Annotated in this window: 15 protein-coding genes and 2 pseudogenes; 14 read left to right on the top strand and 3 right to left on the bottom strand. The window is 65.8% G+C overall.

The genetic code is table 11. The features are described 5' to 3' along the window. Window positions 1-129 precede the first annotated feature (129 nt). Window positions 130-1,458, top strand: coding sequence for a nicotinate phosphoribosyltransferase (locus D2E22_RS04060; protein WP_126031820.1), 1,329 nt, complete (start codon window positions 130-132; stop codon window positions 1,456-1,458). Between the two features lie 268 nt (window positions 1,459-1,726). Then, window positions 1,727-2,734, top strand: a complete 1,008-nt coding sequence (locus D2E22_RS04055; protein ID WP_126031819.1) for an aldo/keto reductase — start codon at window positions 1,727-1,729, stop codon at window positions 2,732-2,734. A gap of 110 nt (window positions 2,735-2,844) precedes the next feature. Here D2E22_RS04055 and D2E22_RS04050 read toward each other — a convergent pair whose 3' ends face one another. Continuing rightward, complete coding sequence (locus tag D2E22_RS04050) at window positions 2,845-3,189, bottom strand: DUF3039 domain-containing protein (RefSeq protein WP_126031818.1); 345 nt, start codon at window positions 3,187-3,189, stop codon at window positions 2,845-2,847. A 231-nt stretch (window positions 3,190-3,420) separates the two neighbouring features. On the opposite strand from D2E22_RS04050, the gene coaD reads away from it, so the two are divergent. From coaD to D2E22_RS03995, 12 genes and pseudogenes are all read left to right on the top strand, one after another. Further along, window positions 3,421-3,909 carry a pantetheine-phosphate adenylyltransferase gene (gene coaD, locus D2E22_RS04045; RefSeq protein ID WP_126031817.1) on the top strand — a complete coding sequence of 163 codons (489 nt, stop codon included), beginning with the start codon at window positions 3,421-3,423 and terminating at the stop codon, window positions 3,907-3,909. Window positions 3,910-3,947: 38 nt separating this feature from the next. Then, entirely contained in the window at window positions 3,948-4,634 is a 687-nt protein-coding gene (locus D2E22_RS04040; protein ID WP_241218165.1) for an ATP synthase subunit B family protein, read from the top strand. Window positions 4,635-4,781: 147 nt separating this feature from the next. Then, window positions 4,782-5,426 carry a YceD family protein gene (locus tag D2E22_RS04035; protein ID WP_126031869.1) on the top strand — a complete coding sequence of 215 codons (645 nt, stop codon included), beginning with the start codon at window positions 4,782-4,784 and terminating at the stop codon, window positions 5,424-5,426. 105 nt (window positions 5,427-5,531) lie between these two features. Beyond that, the gene (gene rpmF, locus D2E22_RS04030; protein WP_095613000.1) at window positions 5,532-5,726 is read left to right on the top strand and encodes a 50S ribosomal protein L32; all 195 of its coding nucleotides are present in this window, start codon (window positions 5,532-5,534) and stop codon (window positions 5,724-5,726) included. 140 nt (window positions 5,727-5,866) lie between these two features. Next, entirely contained in the window at window positions 5,867-6,622 is a 756-nt protein-coding gene (rnc, locus tag D2E22_RS04025) for a ribonuclease III (RefSeq protein ID WP_126031816.1), read from the top strand. 212 nt (window positions 6,623-6,834) lie between these two features. Continuing rightward, entirely contained in the window at window positions 6,835-8,808 is a 1,974-nt protein-coding gene (locus D2E22_RS04020; protein ID WP_126031868.1) for an acetolactate synthase large subunit, read from the top strand. Window positions 8,809-8,821: 13 nt separating this feature from the next. Then, window positions 8,822-9,376, top strand: coding sequence for an acetolactate synthase small subunit (ilvN, locus tag D2E22_RS04015; protein ID WP_126031815.1), 555 nt, complete (start codon window positions 8,822-8,824; stop codon window positions 9,374-9,376). Window positions 9,377-9,840: 464 nt separating this feature from the next. Continuing rightward, complete coding sequence (locus tag D2E22_RS04010; RefSeq protein WP_126031814.1) at window positions 9,841-10,569, top strand: type 1 glutamine amidotransferase; 729 nt, start codon at window positions 9,841-9,843, stop codon at window positions 10,567-10,569. 81 nt (window positions 10,570-10,650) lie between these two features. Then, window positions 10,651-11,715: pseudogene (locus D2E22_RS10970) on the top strand (ABC-F family ATP-binding cassette domain-containing protein); the annotation flags it as partial. A gap of 111 nt (window positions 11,716-11,826) precedes the next feature. Next, window positions 11,827-12,828 (top strand): annotated as a pseudogene (locus D2E22_RS10965) (ATP-binding cassette domain-containing protein); the annotation flags it as partial. 341 nt (window positions 12,829-13,169) lie between these two features. Beyond that, window positions 13,170-14,729 (top strand): cysteine--tRNA ligase, encoded by a 1,560-nt coding sequence (gene cysS, locus D2E22_RS04000; protein ID WP_420897237.1) that lies wholly within the window; start codon window positions 13,170-13,172, stop codon window positions 14,727-14,729. Window positions 14,730-14,884: 155 nt separating this feature from the next. Next, window positions 14,885-15,202 carry a type II toxin-antitoxin system Phd/YefM family antitoxin gene (locus tag D2E22_RS03995; protein ID WP_241218164.1) on the top strand — a complete coding sequence of 106 codons (318 nt, stop codon included), beginning with the start codon at window positions 14,885-14,887 and terminating at the stop codon, window positions 15,200-15,202. A gap of 329 nt (window positions 15,203-15,531) precedes the next feature. Here the strand turns inward: D2E22_RS03995 and D2E22_RS03985 are convergent, their stop codons facing one another. Both D2E22_RS03985 and D2E22_RS03980 read right to left on the bottom strand, forming a co-directional pair. Next, window positions 15,532-16,809: an MFS transporter gene (locus tag D2E22_RS03985; RefSeq protein ID WP_206431343.1), complete on the bottom strand. Its 1,278-nt coding sequence runs from the start codon at window positions 16,807-16,809 to the stop codon at window positions 15,532-15,534. Beyond that, entirely contained in the window at window positions 16,797-17,429 is a 633-nt protein-coding gene (locus D2E22_RS03980; protein ID WP_241218163.1) for an ArsR/SmtB family transcription factor, read from the bottom strand. Before D2E22_RS03980 ends, D2E22_RS03985 begins: the two co-directional genes overlap by 13 nt. Between the last annotated feature and the right edge of the window lie 230 nt (window positions 17,430-17,659).

The following is a 17,659-nucleotide window of genomic DNA, read 5'->3' as shown; positions in this document are numbered from 1 at the left end:
GCGCGTGACACGCCTCACGATATGGGCGCGCGCCGGCCGTTGCCGCACCGCCCGACTACTGTGGTGCGCAACATGCGCCCGTTCGCGCCATTCGCGCGGGCATCCTGAAGGATCCAAGGAGTTTTTCCCATGGTCGACTACAACCCGGTCCTGATGACCGACATGTACGAGTACACGATGCTCGACGCGACGCTGCAGGACGGCACCGCGTCGCGCGACTGCGTGTTCGAGGTCTTCACGCGCCACCTCCCCGAAGGGCGCCGCTACGGCGTCGTCGCCGGCACCGGACGGCTGCTCGACGCGCTCGCCGACTTCCACTTCGCCGACGAGGACCTCAGGTTCCTGCGCGACCGGCGCATCGTCAACAAGGAGACCGTCGACTGGCTCGAGCGTTTCGAGTTCCACGGTTCGATCCGCGGCTACCGCGAAGGCGAGATGTACTTCCCGAACTCGCCGATCCTGCAGGTCGAGGGTTCGTTCGGCGAGTGCACATTGCTCGAGACGCTGATCCTGTCGATCCTCAACTACGATTCGGCGGTCGCCGCGGCCGCCTCGCGCATGACGTCGGCCGCGAAGAACCGCCCGTGCATGGACATGGGCGGCCGTCGCACGAACGAGTGGGCGGCCGTCGCCGCCGCGCGCGCGTCGATCGTCGGCGGCTTCCAGGGCACCGCGAATCTGCTCGCCGCGAAACTCTACGATCTGACGGCGATCGGCACGGCCGCGCACTGCTTCACGCTCGTGCACGACAGCGAGCGCGCCGCCTTCGAATCGCAGATCGACGCGCTCGGCAGGAACACGACGCTGCTCGTCGACACCTACAACATCGAGGAGGCCGTGAAAACCGCGGTGGAGGTCGCCGGCCCCGAACTCGGCGGCGTGCGCATCGACTCGGGCGACCTCGCGGCGCTCGCCCAGCGCGTGCGCAACCAGCTCGACGCGCTCGGCGCCGTCAACACGAAGATCACGGTGACGAACGACCTCGACGAGTACGCGATCGCGTCGCTGCAGACGGCGCCGGTCGACTCGTACGGCGTCGGCACGCAGCTCGTGACCGGCTCCGGCGCGCCGACCTGCGCGATGGTGTACAAGCTCACCGAACGCGCAGGCGACGACGGCACGATGGTGCCGGTCGCGAAGAAGTCGACGAACAAGGCGACGGTGCCGGGCCGCAAGCTCGCGTTCCGCTCCTACGAATACGCGCTCGCCGACTGCGAGCACGTCATCGCCGGCGGCAAGGAGGAGCTCGACGCGTTCACGCCCGAGGAGGGATGGCAGGATCTGCTCGTCGACTTCGTCGACCACGGACGGATCGACGACCGCTGGCGCGGCCACGACGCGATCGTCGACGCGCGCACGCACCACGAGGAGGCGCTCAAGGCGCTGCCGATCACCGCGCAGTCGCTGATGCGCGGCGACCCGGTGATCCCGACGCAGACGCTCGTCCTGCCGCAGTAGGCGGTTGATACGGTGGCGGCGGTTGTGGTGAGTGTGGGTGTAAGTACGGCGGCATTCTGCAGGTGACCGCACCCACAAACAGCCGCCACCGCCTCCGTTAGAAACGGCATTCTCTAGGTGAGCGCACCTATAAACGGGCGCCGCCACAGCCGCAAACGGCGGTATTTGGGTGGACCCGCCCACGGAATGCCGCCGGCGCACGGGCGCCATGGGACGTCGCTACAATGGGTGCAGCCTTATCAACAAACAGCCAGACAGCGAGGTCACGATGTTCGAACCCACCGACGTCTATACACCCGATCCGACGCGCTACGAATCGATGGAGTACCGCCGCTGCGGCGTCAGCGGCCTCAAGCTGCCGCGCATCGCGCTCGGCCTGTGGCATAATTTCGGCGACGACACGCCGCTGGCGAACATGCGCGCCACGATCCGCACGGCCTTCGACAACGGCGTCACCTACTTCGATCTCGCCAACAACTACGGACCGGAACCCGGCGCCGCCGAGCGCAACTTCGGCCGCATCCTGCGCTCCGACCTGTCCGCTCACCGCGACGAACTCGTCATCGCGACGAAGGCCGGCTTCGAGATGTGGAACGGACCCTACGGCCGCGGCGGCAGCCGCAAATACCTGCTGAGCAGCCTCGACGCCTCGCTCGCCCGCCTCGGCCTCGACTACGTCGACGTCTTCTACCACCACTGCATGGACCCGGACACGCCTCTCAAGGAATCGATGGGCGCGCTCGCCACGGCCGTCAGCAGCGGCAAGGCGCTCTATGTGGGCCTGTCGAACTACGACGGCCCGACGATGGAACGCGCGATGGGCATCCTCGCCGACCTGCATGTGCCGTTCATCGTCAACCAGAACCGCTACAACATCTTCGACCGCACGATCGAGCGCAACGGGCTCAAGGAGACCGGCGCGCGCCTCGGCAAGGGCCTCGTCACCTTCTCTCCGCTCGACCAGGGCCTGCTCACCGACCGCTACCTCAACGGCATCCCCGCCGACAGCCGCATCGGGCGCGACGGCCGCTTCCTGCAGGCGAGCGCGCTCACCGACGACCGTCTGCGGCGCATCCGTGGGCTCAACGAGCTGGCGGCGCAGCGCGGCCAGTCGCTCGCCGAGATGTCGCTCGCATGGCTGCTGCACGATCCGGCGGTGACGACGGTGCTCGTCGGAGCCTCGCGCCCCGCCCAGCTACTCGACGACCTCGCCGCGCTCGCCAACACCGATTTCACCGACGACGAGCTCGCGCGCATCGACTCGCTGTCGCTATGACGGCCCTATGAAAAGCGGACGGTGCCCCCTTCCCGACGGCGATGACCGCGGCGATATGCCGACTCATCGCCGTCGGGAGGGGGCACCGTCCGGACATCGACCTTTGGAGCTTAGAACTGCGCTCCGCCGTATTCCGAGTAGATGCGCTTGCACTCAGGGCAGATCGGATAATCCGCCGGGTTGCGCTTCGGCACCCACACCTTGCCGCACAGCGCGACGACCGGCCTGCCGGTCAGCCGCGACTCCTCGATGCGCTCCCTGGAGACGTAATGCGCGAAGCGGTCGGCGTCGCCGTTGTCGCTGCGCTGAGTCTGCTCCTCTTCGACCGGCCGTTCGAGCACGGTCGTGCCGGCGCCCGTGTCCGGTTCGGTCTGCGTGAGCGGATCGGCCTCGCCGACTCCCCCCGCGTTCCTCGACTGTGCGAACTGTTCAAGCTGTTCGATTGCTGCTTCCATGATGTTCTCCGTTCCGCGGCGCGCCCATCCGCGTCCGCCCGCGCGGCGCGCCCATGACGCATCCGGTGCGCGCCCAGTGCCGTGTGCAGTGCGTCCATGATAGCGCATGCGCCCATGTGCATCGACGACATGCGCCTGCGCCCGTCCAACCGCGTGCGCCCCATGCGCATTCCCGTCGTCTTTTTCGTGAAACGCGGGCCGAACGCTTTACGTTTCGCTACTCTTATACGTATGACTATTGCTGTATGCCCCGGATCATATGATCCGATCACCGACGGCCACCTCGACGTCATCCGGCGCTGCGCGCGCCTGTTCGGCGAAGTGCACGTCGTCGTCGCCGTGAACGCCGCGAAGACGCCGCTGTTCACCGAGGAGGAACGCGTCGACATCATCCGCCACACCCTCGGGGACGAGGCGACGAACATCGTCGTGAGTTCCACCGACGGCCTGATCACCGACTACTGCAAGCGGGTCGGCGCGACCGTCATCGTCAAGGGGCTGCGGCAGAACGGCGATTACGAGGCCGAACTGGGCATGGCGCTCGTCAACCGCAAGCTCGCCGACATCGAGACGATGTTCCTGCCCGCCGACCCGGTGCTTGAGCACATCTCGAGCTCCGTCGTCAAGGACGTCGCACGGCACGGCGGCGACGTGCGCGGCATGGTCCCCGATTACGTCATCGAGAAGCTCAACGTCGCGCTCAGGACGGAGCGCGACTGACGGACGGCCGCGAACCCACGCATCGAGGAAGGACGAATATGACGGACGAGACACCGGTAGACGACACCGACGAGCACACGCCGGCGAATACGGGGGGCCATACGCCCTTCAACATGGGCGACCTGCCCGACCTGCGCGACAATCCGCACGCCGACGCACAGCAGCCGTCGCGCGAGCAGGAGGAGTTCACGACCGTCTACGACACGATCGACGCGATGGAGCGCACGCTCAACGAGGCGAAGGGCACGATGTTCTCGCCGACGCTCGTGAAGATCGACCGCGAGGACTTCCTTGACCAGCTGCAGTCGCTCAAGGCGATGCTGCCGGTGCAGCTCGAGCGCGCGTCCGCGCTGATGCGCGAGGCGGAACGCCGCCTCGAGGGCGCGCAGTCGCAGGCTAACGTGATCATCACCTCGGCGCAGAGCCGCGCCGCCGACATGATCCGTGACGCGAACGACCAGGTGCAGTTCCTGACGAGCCAGGAGAACATCACACAGCTGGCGCGCGAGAAGGCGACGCAGATGCTCAACAAGGCGCAGCACACCTCCGACCATCTGACGCAGGGCGCCGACCGCTACTGCATCGGCGTCATGAACGATCTGCAGGAGCAGCTCGACAAGCTCAAGCGGGATGTCGCCAGCGGCCTGCAGGTGCTCGAGGACCGCCAGCAGAAGGCCGCGCAGAACGTGCCGCACGTCTCCGACGACGACTACCCGCAGTCGTGACGGCCCGGCGGCCGGACGCCGCGGACCGCGCGCTGGAATAATCACCGCGGATCGGCGATTGGCCGGAACGGACGGATTCCGCCGATGACGGACAACGAAGACGGCGAAACCAAGGAAACCAAGGAAAAGAAAAGAAAAGAGGAACGCATGGCACGCGTGCAGTACACGGATTGGACGGTGCCGGTCGCGCAGGTCGGCTCCCACGCGGGGCAGCAGATGCCGCTCGACCGCACCTTCCCGGCCCCGTCGGGCATCGGCGACAGCATCGTCGGCATCAAGGAGGGCGCCGACGTCCACGTCGACGGACAATTCGACTCGATCGTCGACGGGCTCATCTTCACCGGCACCTTCACCGCGCCGGTGCACGCCGTGTGCTCGCGCTGCGACACGCCGCTCAACGACGACTGGAGCGAGCGGGTGACGGCGTTCTTCCCTTACGAGGAGCAGCAGACGGAGCCCAAAGGCGGCAAAGGCGGCGAGCAGGACGATGACGTCGAGATCATCGCCGGCGAGGACGAGGCCGAGGACGTCTATCCGCTGATGGACAACGGCTCCTTCGCCGACCTCGAGGCGCTGATCCGCGACACCTTCGTCGACGCGCTTCCGCTGCAGCCGCTGTGCCGCCCCGACTGCAAGGGTCTGTGCCCGCAGTGCGGCGTCGACCTCAACGAGCATCCCGACCACCATCACGAGACGACCGACATCCGCTTCGCCGGGCTCGAGGCGCTCAAGGCGCAGCTCGAAGCCGCCGAGGGCGATGCGGACGGGGACGTGCCGGCGGGCGAAAACTGAGCGGCCGCGCGGCCCGCGGCGGCCGCGCGCCGCGTTTGTACGGCCGATGCGTTAAACTTCTGAACGCTTAAGCTCAATTGTTCGATCGAATAGAGGAAACAAACTATGGCACTGCCAAAGTACAAGATGTCGCGCGCCAACACGCGTTCGCGCCGCGCTAACTGGAAGACCAAGGCCGTCCCGACGATCAGCTGCCCGAACTGCGGCGCTCCGACGATGGCTCACATGGCCTGCCCGACCTGCGGCTCCTACCGCGGTCGCGTCTATCGCGAGGCCATCCGCAGCACCTACTCTCGCTGAGTCGCGGATCTTCGATAACGCATATAACGGAAAACGCTCTGCCATCGACGGGTGGCGGGGCGTTTTTTCGTACGCCCCGCGCCCGGATGCGCCATCCGCCGCGCACCGCTCCGCACGCGCCGCCGACTACTATGGCAGACATGACCAACCATGTGACCGTAACCATCGACGACCCGAACCCCGCGCATCCGCTGCTTGAGGCACTCGGCACGACGCTGCAGCCAGACCTGCTCGTCGAGGCCCTCACCCACCGTTCCTTCTCCCATGAGCATCCCGACGCGAAGAACTACGAGCGTCTCGAGTTCCTCGGCGACGCCGTCCTCGAACTCGTCGTCACCGAGACGCTGTTCACCGCCCATCCGGACATGACCGAAGGGCAGCTCGCGAAGATCCGCGCGAAGGCCGTCTCCGAGGAGGCGCTGTCCGCGATCGCGCGCACGAAACTCGACGCGAGCCCGTACATCCTGCTCGGCCACGGCGAGATGGAGCACGGAGGAGCCGAGAAGAGCTCGATCCTATGCGACATCGTCGAATCGTTGATCGGCGCGACCTTCGTCGAATACGGCATCGACGGCGCACGCGAGGTCGTCCACCGCCTCATCGACGACACGCTCGCCGAGGTCGCAAGCGAGGGCCCGGCGCTCGATTGGAAGACGTCGCTCACCGTGAAGGCACATCAGCTGGGACTGGGCGAGCCGCGCTACCAGATGTCGGTCGGCGGCCCCGAATACGCGCAGCAGTTCACGGCGCGCGCGATGCTCGGCGACAGCGACGACGTCATCGGCATCGGCCGCGGCACGAGCAAGCGCAAGGCGCAGCTCGCCGCCGCCGAACAGGCGTGGAAGAACCTCGACGCCGCCACGGCCGACGCCGACGCCGAAGCTGAAGCCGACTGATCGCGCACCGGCGAACCGCGACGCCGGCGAACCGCGCGGGTGCAATCCACGGCGGTGGTGTTCGCGAACGGCGTCGTTCGCGAACATGACAGACGCGATCCGCACCCGCGACGATCGCCGGGCGACGCGCCCCCTCCCCGACTTCTCCGACTGTCCGAAAAAGCATTCATCATTCGGTCATGCCTGCGGTGACACTGCCGTCTTCCAGTAGGATGACGTGGACAACCAGCAGACACCACTTAGGAAAAAGGGAGGGATCAGCAGTGTCACCTACACCCCTGCAGGCGTTCAGCGGCGTGACGAAATCCGCCGCCGCCCACCAGAAGCATGCGGTCACTGAAGGCGAAAAGATGACGGGCGCTCAGGCGCTTGTCCGCACGCTTGAGGATCTGGGTGTCAAAGACGTCTTCGGCGTTCCCGGTGGCGCGATCCTGCCCGTCTACGACGCCATCAACGAGGACACCGGCTTCCGCTTCATCCTCGCGCGGCATGAGCAGGCGGCCGGCCATGCAGCCGAAGGCTACGCCGTCGCCACCGGCGAGGTCGGCGTGTGCATCGTCACGTCGGGTCCCGGCGCGACGAACGTCATCACGGCGATCGCCGACGCGAACATGGATTCGATCCCGATGATCGTCATCACCGGGCAGGTCGGCGTCAACTCGATCGGCACCGACGCGTTCCAGGAGGCGGACATCGTCGGCGCGACGTACCCGGTCTCCAAGCATTCGTATCTCGTCACGAGCGCGCAGGACGTGCCGCGCGTGCTCGCCGAGGCGCACTACATCGCGCGTTCCGGCCGCCCCGGCCCGGTCGTGGTCGACCTGACGAAGACCGCGCAGAACGAGGAGATGTACTACAGCTGGCCGCAGCGCATGATCCTGCCCGGCTACAATCCGACGACCGAAGCGCACGGCCGCGTGCTGACGACGGCCGCAAAGCTGTTCCAGCGCTCGTTCCGCCCGGTGCTCTACGTCGGCGGCGGCGCCATGCGTTCCGACGCGGGCGCCGAGATCAAGGCGCTCTCCGACCTCACCGGCGCGCCGATCGTCACGACGCTGCCGGCGCGCGGCATCGTCTCCGACGACGATCCGGCCGTGCTCGGCATGCTCGGCATGCACGGCACGATCGCGGCGACCGGCGCCGTGCAGCGCTCCGACCTGCTCGTAGCGATCGGCGCGCGCTTCGACGACCGCGTCACCGGCAAGCTCGACGCCTTCGCCCCCGGCGCGCGCGTCATCCACATCGACATCGACCCGGCGGAGATCGGCAAGAACCGCACCGCCGACGTGCCGATCGTCGGCGACGTGAAGACGGTGCTCCAGGCGCTGATCCCGCAGATCGAACAGCTGCACGCCGAATACGGCAAGCCCGACCTGAGCAGCTGGTGGAAGATGCTCGACAAGTGGGTCGAACAGTATCCGGTGCGCTACGAGGAGCCGACGGACGGCACGCTCGCGCCGCAGTGGGTCGTCGAGCAGCTCTCCGAGGCCGCCGATCCGAACACAATCTGGGTCTCCGGCGTCGGTCAGCATCAGATGTGGGCGACGCAGCTCATCAAGTTCCGCAAGCCGCATCAGTGGATCTCCTCGGGCGGTCTCGGCACGATGGGCTTCGGGCTGCCGGCGGCGATCGGCGCGGCGGTCGGCTCGCAGCGATACTTCAACGGCGACAAGCCGGTGTGGCTCATCGACGGCGACGGCTCGTTCCAGATGACGAGCGAGGAACTCGCGACGGCCTTCCTCGACGGCACGCCGATCAAGATCGCGCTGCTCAACAACTCGGTGTACGGCATGGTGCGCCAGTGGCAGACGCTGTTCTACGGCAAGCACTACTCGGCCACGATTCTGCACAAGGAGGACGAGACGGGTCTCGTCGGCTGCCCCGACTTCGTCAAGCTCGCCGAGGCCTACGGCTGCGTGGGTCTGCGCGCGCGCACGAAGGAAGAGGCCATCGAATGCATCCGCAAGGCCAATGAAATCAACGACCGTCCGGTGCTCATCGACTTCCATGTGTGGAAGGACGCGATGGTGTGGCCGATGGTCGCGGCCGGCGATTCGAACAACAACGTCACCTACATGCCGGGCATCAAGCCGCTGCTCAACCCGACCGGCGACGTGCGGCTGGATGACGCCGACGACACGGACGACGCAGCCGCAGCGACAGCCGACGAGAACGAAGAGAACTGAGAGGAGCACCGCCATGGCATCGTATCCAGCATCCCAGCCGGGATCCAAGCGCCACACCCTGTCCGTGCTCGTGGAGAACCGTCCGGGCGTGCTCGCGCGCATCGCCGGCTTGTTCGCGCGCCGCGCGTTCAACATCAATTCGCTGTCCGTCTCGCCGACGGAACGCCCCGACATCTCCCGCGTCACCGTGACGGCGGAAGTGGACGAGGTGCCGCTCGAGCAGATCATCAAGCAGCTCAACAAGCTGCTGCATGTGCTCAAGATCGTCGACCTCGATCCGGAGACGACGGTCGAACGCGAGCTCGTGCTCATCAAGGTCGCCGCCGACGAATCCAACCGCTCCGACGTCCTTGAGATCGTGCGCCTCTTCCGCGTGCGCGTCGTCGACGTCAACCCGGAGTCGCTGACGATCGAGGCCACCGGCGCCGGCGGCAAGATCGACGCGCTGCTCGGCCTGCTCGACCATTACGGCATCATCGAGCTTGTGCGTTCCGGCGCCGTCGCGATGAGCCGTGGGCCGCGCGCGATGAGCGAAAAGGTCATCGGCTCGGAGATCACCGGCCGCTGACACAACAGCTTCCCGATGTGGGGTGGAGGATCCGCGCGGATCCTCCACCCCACATCGCATATCCCGCGTCCCGCACCGCGCATCCGTACGCGCAGCGGGACACCAACCAGCTGTTCCACGTCCCACACCGCGCATCCGTACGCGCAACCGGACGCCAGCACACCGCCCCGCGTCCCGGACCGCGCATCCGTACGCGCAACCGGACGCCAGCACACCGCCCCGCGTCCCGGACCGCGCATCCGTACGCGCAACCGGACGCCAGCACACCGCCCCGCGTCCCGGACCGCGCACCCATACGCACAGCGGGACGCCGACGCACCGTACAGCGTCCCACGGTGCGCATATGTTCGCTGGCTGCGTCGCGCCGGCGCACACCGGCGCACACCGGCGCCATCCGTGCGCGCAGAACAACGCACAGCAGCGGCCTGCGCCGGCAAGTCAGGGCCGATGGCACAATGGGAGGCATGACACAACCGGAAGTCCTTATTCTGCAGCACGCTGCTTGGGAGAAGCCAGGACGCATCCAGACCGAACTTGAAGAGATCAATCTGCCGACCCAGACGTTAACCATCGCGAAGAAAAAGAAGCCGGACATGCCCGACTTCGATGAGGTCGCCGGCGTCGTCGTCATGGGCGGCCCGATGTCCGCGACCGACTACAACCACTACCCCGGGCTGAAGGCGGAAGGCAAGCTCGTGCGCGCCGCGATCAGCGTCGGCAAGCCGGTGCTCGGCGTGTGTCTCGGCCACCAGATCATCGCGACCGCGCTCGGCGCGAAGCTCAAGACGAACAACGACCCGGAGATCGGCGTGCGGCCGATCAAACGCGTCGAGCGCCACGACTACTTCGCGATGTGGAACAAGGAACTCGACGTGTTGCAATGGCACAACGACTGCGTCACACTGCCCGACGGCGCCACCCTGCTCGCCCGCTCCGGCGCCGCGAAAGTGCAGGCCTTCCGCTTCGGTTCCGCCCTGGGCATGCAGTTCCACCTCGAAGTGACGCCGCAGCTGCTCGAGGAATGGCTCGAAGAGCCGCTCATGGTCAAACAGCTCAAGGCGTCCGGCGGCTCGAAGTCGCAGGTGCGCGAACAGTACGCGGCCTGCAATCCGCAGCTGCAGCCGCTCGCCGAACAGGTCTTCTCCGGTTTCGCCGCCCGCTGCAACACCTATGCCTCCACATTGATGCGCTGAATACGCCGGACGACGTGCGCGGCGACGCCGACGACGGACCGCGCACCGCCGATTTACCGCGCCATCGTTACAGTGTTCCCTATGCCGACTTTTGATCTGGGACTGGAACACGTCTCCCTTTCCTTCGCAACGAAAACCATCTTCACCGACGTCACGCAGGGCGTCTTCGAAGGCGACCGCATCGGCATCGTCGGCCGCAACGGCGACGGCAAATCGACGCTGCTGCATCTGCTCGACGGCGAACAGACGCCCGACTCGGGCCGCGTGAGCCGCCGCAACGGCCTCACCCTTGGCGTCCTCGGGCAGCGCGACGAACTCGACGACGACGCGACGCTGCGCCAGGCCGCGCTCGAAGGCCGCGACGACTACGAATGGGCGGCGCAGACGCAGACGCGCGAAATCGTCGAGGCGTTGCTCGGCGGCCTCAACCTCGACGCGAAGATCGGCACGCTCTCCGGCGGCCAGCGCCGGCGCGCCGACCTCGCACGGCTGCTGCTCAAGGACTGGGACATCCTCGCGCTCGACGAACCGACGAACCACCTCGACGTCGTGACGATCCACTGGCTCGCCGAACATCTCAAGAACCGCTGGCCGAAAGGCACCGGCGCGCTGCTGCTCGTCACGCACGACCGCTGGTTCCTCGACGAGGTCTGCGAATCGATGTGGGAAGTGCATGACGGCGAGATCGAACCCTTCGAAGGCGGCTACAGCGCATACATGCTGCAGCGCGTCGAACGCGACCGTCAGGCCGACGTGCGCGAAACGAAACGCCGCAACCTCGCGCGCAAGGAGCTCGCATGGCTGTCGCGCGGCGCACGCGCGCGCTCGACGAAGCAGAAGTTCCATGTGAAGGCCGCACGCGAACTCATCGCCGACGTCCCGCCGATGCGCAACACGCTCGAGCTCAAGCAGATGGCGACATCCCGGCTCGGCAAGCAGGTCGTCGACCTCGTGGACGTCACGCAGATCTTCGACCGCGAGCAGGGCGCGTACGCGGACATCGACCCGGACGCGGCGGCGCTCGCGGCGAGCGCGAAGTCGGCGTCGACGGTGGATGTCGTCGAGCCGATGGTCAGCGAGCCGCAGGCCTTCGGCGAAGTGACGATCGCCGTCGACGACGCCGACGACCCGCGCCTGAAGTCGGCCTTCGGCTCGCGTGCGGCGCAGGTCGCCGCCGCGCATGGGCTCACGCACCGTGAGCCGGCCGGCGAGATCAATGCGCTGCGCGGCACGCGCGGCGAAACGAAGGACGAAACGGCGTCGGATGTGACGTCGGCGGCCGTCGAGCTGACGGTGAGCGGCCGCGAGATCCTCGACGACGTGACGTGGCTGATCGGCCCGGGCGACCGCTTCGGCATCGTCGGCGCGAACGGAGCCGGCAAATCGACGCTGCTCAAGATCCTCGACGGCACGTTGACGCCGACTGCCGGCCATGTGAACATCGGCAAGACCGTCAAGTTCGCGGTGCTTTCGCAGCGGCTCGACGAACTCGAGAAGCTCGGCAAGTACAAGGTCAAGGAAGTGCTCAGCCGCTACAAGCCGAGCTACATCGTCGACGGCAAGGAGGTCACGCCGGGGCAGCTGATGGAGCGGCTCGGCTTTGAGGCGGCGCAGCTGATGACGCCGATCCGCGATCTGTCCGGCGGCCAGAAGCGCCGCATGCAGCTGCTGCTGATCCTGCTCGACGAGCCGAACGTGCTCATCATGGACGAGCCGGGCAACGATCTGGACACCGACATGCTCGCCGTCATGGAGGATCTGCTGGACACGTGGCCGGGCACGCTCATCGTCGTCAGCCACGACCGCTATCTGCTCGAACGCGTCACCGACGAGCAGTTCGCATTGATCGGCGGCAAGATCCGGCATCTGCCCGGCGGCGTGCAGGATTATCTGGACATCGTCGACGCGCTGCGCCGCGGCGAGGATCCGCTCGGCATGAACACGGCCGCGGGCGCGGCCGATCCGACCGTCGACGTGGACACCGTCAAGGACGAGGATGCGGCCGCCGGCGCGGCGCCGAGCGAACCGAAGCTCAGCGGCAAGGCGTATGCGGACGCGGCGCGTCGCGTCGCGGCGATCGAACGCAAGCTCAAGAAGCTCGAAACGCAGAAGGAGGCACTTGAGCAGCAGATGGCGGCGCATAATCCAAGCGACTATGCCGGTCTCAACGAACTCAACGGGCAGCTGCAGGCATTGACGGCGGAATCGGACGGCCTCGAGGCCGAATGGCTCGACCTGTCCGAACAGATGGGCCAGTGACGGTGGTCTGCGTGGCTCCTTCGGACGGTCCAGGGTGCCACGCGGACGCTTCTCGGACGTCATCCGAGGGCATCCCGGCTTAGAAGGAGCATTTTCTCCGGAGGCGCCGGGTATACCTGCCGGCAGTTGGCCCTGTTCGGGCGGTATACCTGCCCATAACGGAGAAAATGCTCCTTCCCGGCCGAGATACCTTCACCGGAGGTTGTCTGACGCCCGTCCGCGCCCGCATGCCGCTTGTCTACAAAACGCAATACGCTCGAACCATGACCGAGCATTCCCACGAAGCAAGCAATGCCAATACTTCCGGCACTTTTCAGGACCCGCAGTTCACCGAGACGCTGATGGCCGGCGACGGCGGCGTCGCGAACGCGGCCGTCGACCTGAGGCTCTACGACACGGCGTCGCATGCGATCAGCCGTTTCGAGCCGATCCGACCGGGCAACGTGGGCATCTACGTATGCGGCGCGACGGTGCAGAGCTCGCCGCACATCGGCCACATCCGCGCCGGCGTCGCCTTCGACGTCATCCGCCGCTGGTTCCTCAAGCTCGGCTACCGTGTCACGTTCATCCGCAACGTCACCGACATCGACGACAAGATCCTCGACAAGGCGGCCGCCGCCGGCCAGCGCTGGTGGGCGCGCGCCTACCACTACGAGCAGGAGTTCACCGACGCGTACAACAGGCTCGGCGTCCTGCCGCCGACCTACGAACCGCGCGCGACCGGTCACATCATGGACATGATCCATCTGATCGAGCGCATCATCGACAACGGCCACGCCTACGTCATCCGCGACGAGCGCGGCGAGCTGACCGGCGACGTCTACTTCGACGTCGCGTCGTGGCCGCACTACGGCGAGCTGACGCACCAGAAGCAGACGACCGAGGTCGACGAGGCAGCCGCCGTCGCCGACCGCATGGGGCCGTCGGTCGACATGACCGGCGAGGACAAGTACAACCCGGTCGATCCGGCCGACCTGTCCGAAGACAAGCGCGACCCGCGCGATTTCGCGCTGTGGAAGCGTCCGAAGCCGACCGACCCCGCCGACGCGCGCTGGAAGACGCCGTTCGGCACCGGACGCCCCGGCTGGCATATCGAATGCTCGGCGATGAGCTACCGCTACCTCGACGGCATGTTCGACATCCACGGCGGCGGGCTCGACCTGCGCTTCCCGCACCATGAGAACGAGATGGCGCAGACGCGCGCCGCCGGCTACCGCACTGCGAACCGCTGGATGCATTCGGCGTGGGTGACGGCGAAGGGCGAGAAGATGAGCAAGTCGCTCGGCAACGGCCTTTCGGTGCCGGTCGTGCTCGCCGAGCACTCCGCATGGGTCGTGCGCTATGCGCTCGGCTCGGTCCAGTACCGTTCGATGCTCGAGTGGTCCGATCAGACGCTCGCCGAGGCGCAGGCCGCCTACGACCGCGTCATGAACTTCATCGAGCACGCCGGCGACGCGCTCGGCGAGCAGCCGTCGCGCGACGAGATCACGTCCGTGACCGCCGACGAGCTGCCGGTGGACTTCGTCGCCGCAATGAACGACGACATCAATGTTTCACGTGCAACCGCCGCCATCTTCACGCAGCTGCGCGCCGGAAACACGTTGATCGCCGATCTCGACGCCGACGGCCATAAGCGCGACGCGCTGCGCACGGCGCTCGTCAACGTGCGCGCGATGCTCGATACGCTCGGCCTCGACCCGCTCGCCGAACCGTGGATCGACGGCGGTGACGACAAGGCGCGCGCGACGCTCGACGCGTTGATCGACGCGCAGCTCGAGGCACGCACCGCCGCCCGCAAGGCGAAGGACTTCGCGACCGCGGACAAGATCCGCGACGACCTTGCAGCCCTCGGCATCACAATCGAAGACGGCCCCAACGGCTCGACCTGGTCCCTCGACTGACCGAACACACCATTTCTGCACCATACAGCGGCGGCACCCTCTCTGCCTGAGGGCGCCGCCGTTTGCTTCATTCCCGCAGCGACACTATTGTGATCATCTCTTTTATGGAATACGAATTGGTAGCACAATCTGTATACTAGGCATATGGAAAAGGGGTGAGCATCTTGAAAACGTCCCATCTGCTCGACAGTATTGTTCCGATTTCCACACTGAACCATGGAGGCGCAAGCCGAACCATCAATGCAGTGAAGAACGACCAACCGGCCATTATCATGCGCAACAACAAACCCGCGGCGGTCATCATCACACCAGAGGACTATACGCGTCTGCTCGAGATCGCAGAAGACTACGAGCTGTACATACTCGCAAAAGATCGTGTGGAGCACGACAACGGCAAGCGGTACACCATGGACGAAGCCTTCGGAGAGGATTATCGACCCGTTGATGATGGATACGAACCAGAATTCGAATGACTTGGACCATAACCTTCACCGATAAAGCTGTTCGCGATCTACGCAAAATCAAAGAACCGACTAAAAGCCACATCCACAAAGCACTTCGTAAAGGCGCCACCAATCCTCTCCCACAATAGGAAGGCGGCTATGGCAAACCCCTTGGACACCACAATGTCAGCGACCTCAGCGGCTTATTGAAAATCAAGCTACGCAACGACGGAGTGCGCGTGGTATATCGATTGGAGCGCACCGCCACGCAGATGATTGTCATCGTGATCGACATCCGTGACGATGGATATGTATATCAAGAGGCCGCCAAGCGCATGCATGACGATTAAGCCATCCACCTACAGTTCCGCCGTGTCCCAGCCGTCGGCGCGCGGGATGCGGCGGATGCGCGCACTGCACAGCACAACCGTGGTGGAGCACACAAGCGCGGCAAGAAACACCGCGACCGTGCCGCGGAATCCCAGCGCGGGCAGCAGTGTGCCTGCGCTCGCACTGGAGAATGCGGAGAGGGCCTGCGCAGGCACCGTGAGCGAGACGGCGATTCTGCCCTGCATCGATGTGGGAGCCTTCGCATACACAAACCCGAGCAGCAGCGCATCGATGATCGGGAACGGCAGGCCCATCACCGAATTCGCCACGAACACAAGCGCATACGATGCGCCACGCGATACGCCAGGTCCGTACGCGAACAGCATGGGCGCGATGCACGCGCACAGGAATATGAAGCCGGCGCATATACAGCCGCCGACCGGCACGCGGTCGCTCAACCGCGCGGCGGTGAATGCGCCGACGAGCATCATCGCGGCGATGCCGCTGCCTATGGCGCCGATGAGCGTCGCATTCGTGTTGAGCTGCATCAGATGCAGCTGAATCGCATATTCGACGCCGTTGACACCATAATTGAGCACCGCCGCCGCAATCATGACCGTCACAAGCAGCGGTTTGCGCAGCGACCACGACCATCCACCCACAAAGTCGCCGAAGAACGACGGCCGCGTGGCGGGCGCATGCGCCTTACGCGGCGTGCGTATGCGCCGCGCGGCCGCACCGGAAAGCGCATACAGGCACGCCGTCACAAGAAACGGCAACCAGGGCGCGACGCCGTAGAGGAATCCGCCGACGGGATTGCCGGCGATGTTGATTGTCGCATCGCGCCCGCGGTTGAGACTGAGCGCTTTCGGGTAGTCGCGCACGCCGATGATCGAGCGGAGCATCGCGTCGGTCGCACTACCAAGAAAGCCGCTGACCGCAGAACCAAGCGTGGCAATCACGAGCAGCAGCGGGTAGGTGAGCATGCGCGCCGCGAGCAGCGCCGCCACACTCCCCCATGCGCACACACCGATCGCCGCGTTGACGACGATCAGCGTGCGACGCTCATGGCGGTCGACGAACGTGCCGCCGAACACGCTCGCCGCCTGCTGCGCGATGAGCGCGGCAGTGCCGAGCCAGCCTGCGGCGGCCGTCGACCCGGAGACCGCGTATCCGGCGAGGCTCACGGCGAGCGCACGGAGCGACCCACCTGCGGCGGATGCCGTGTCCGCGGTGAACCAAGCGGCGTAATTCGGCGCGCGCCAGAACGAGCGGCGCATGGCGGGCGCCTCGGTCACGGCACCCATCGGAACACCTGCTGCACTACGGCGACCGGTTCAACGGCGGTATCGTCGTCTGCGTCGGCGCCAGCGTCACGTTCGATAGCCACTCTGCGGGCATCGCTCAACTGTTCCCATTTGCGCATCACCGCGTTGAGGTCTTCCACCATCGCACGTGTCTCCTCCGCGGTGAGCCGCAGCACGCGGTCGTTCGCACCGCACGTCTGCTCCCACTCCTGCGGCAGTGTGGGCAGCACGTCGAGGAACCGCTCATACGCCATTTGGTAGGTGAGCGCCGCCGTGCGGCTGAACGCGTCGATGACGTCTGCGTCCGCACTGTCCGGTCGCACATTTGTCGCATGATGGCATGATTTCCAGTAGCTTTTGCGTTTGTCTCCATCTGGCGACACCGCTTTTTCGACAAGCCCGACTTTCGCGAGCTGCGCAAGATGGTAACTCACCGCGCCCGGCGCCTCACCGGTGGCGGCGCTGAGCTCACCGACCGTCTGCACGCCACCGACCCGCAGTGCGCCGAGCAGCCGCATGCGAGCCGGATGCGCCATGCACTTGAGCGCCTCCTCCGACTCCGCGGGCGCCGGCCCGTCATCCACTTTCATTCGCTGTTCCGTCATCGCTTCTCCTTTCACGCAACCTCATTATACAAAATATTTGTACAAATGATTTGTGCTTCAAGAAAGCACCCAGATGGGACTGCAGAGCCCCTCCCCGCTACGGGCAGTGCCTCCTGAGCTACGGGTAGTGCATATTTATCGACTTACAACAAGCTTTGGGCCGTTTTCCACTACCCGTAGCAGAGAACGTGCCGTGTGGATGGCATGGCGTGTGTGGTCAGTATCAGACGCAGAAACACTACAGC

Source organism: Bifidobacterium castoris (genome assembly GCF_003952025.1).
GTDB lineage: Bacteria > Actinomycetota > Actinomycetes > Actinomycetales > Bifidobacteriaceae > Bifidobacterium > Bifidobacterium castoris.
This window is presented reverse-complemented; position numbering and strand designations above follow the sequence as displayed.

Bases quoted from the DNA above. Each gene is read 5' to 3' on its own strand.
- D2E22_RS04060 (WP_126031820.1), top strand. From the start codon at position 130: ATGGTCGACTACAACCCGGTCCTGATGACCGACATGTACGAGTACACG.
- D2E22_RS04055 (WP_126031819.1), top strand. From the start codon at position 1,727: ATGTTCGAACCCACCGACGTCTATACACCCGATCCGACGCGCTACGAA.
- D2E22_RS04050 (WP_126031818.1), bottom strand. From the start codon at position 3,189: ATGGAAGCAGCAATCGAACAGCTTGAACAGTTCGCACAGTCGAGGAAC.
- coaD (WP_126031817.1), top strand. From the start codon at position 3,421: ATGACTATTGCTGTATGCCCCGGATCATATGATCCGATCACCGACGGC.
- D2E22_RS04040 (WP_241218165.1), top strand. From the start codon at position 3,948: ATGACGGACGAGACACCGGTAGACGACACCGACGAGCACACGCCGGCG.
- D2E22_RS04035 (WP_126031869.1), top strand. From the start codon at position 4,782: ATGGCACGCGTGCAGTACACGGATTGGACGGTGCCGGTCGCGCAGGTC.
- rpmF (WP_095613000.1), top strand. From the start codon at position 5,532: ATGGCACTGCCAAAGTACAAGATGTCGCGCGCCAACACGCGTTCGCGC.
- rnc (WP_126031816.1), top strand. From the start codon at position 5,867: ATGACCAACCATGTGACCGTAACCATCGACGACCCGAACCCCGCGCAT.
- D2E22_RS04020 (WP_126031868.1), top strand. From the start codon at position 6,835: ATGACGTGGACAACCAGCAGACACCACTTAGGAAAAAGGGAGGGATCA.
- ilvN (WP_126031815.1), top strand. From the start codon at position 8,822: ATGGCATCGTATCCAGCATCCCAGCCGGGATCCAAGCGCCACACCCTG.
- D2E22_RS04010 (WP_126031814.1), top strand. From the start codon at position 9,841: ATGACACAACCGGAAGTCCTTATTCTGCAGCACGCTGCTTGGGAGAAG.
- cysS (WP_420897237.1), top strand. From the start codon at position 13,170: ATGGCCGGCGACGGCGGCGTCGCGAACGCGGCCGTCGACCTGAGGCTC.
- D2E22_RS03985 (WP_206431343.1), bottom strand. From the start codon at position 16,809: ATGGGTGCCGTGACCGAGGCGCCCGCCATGCGCCGCTCGTTCTGGCGC.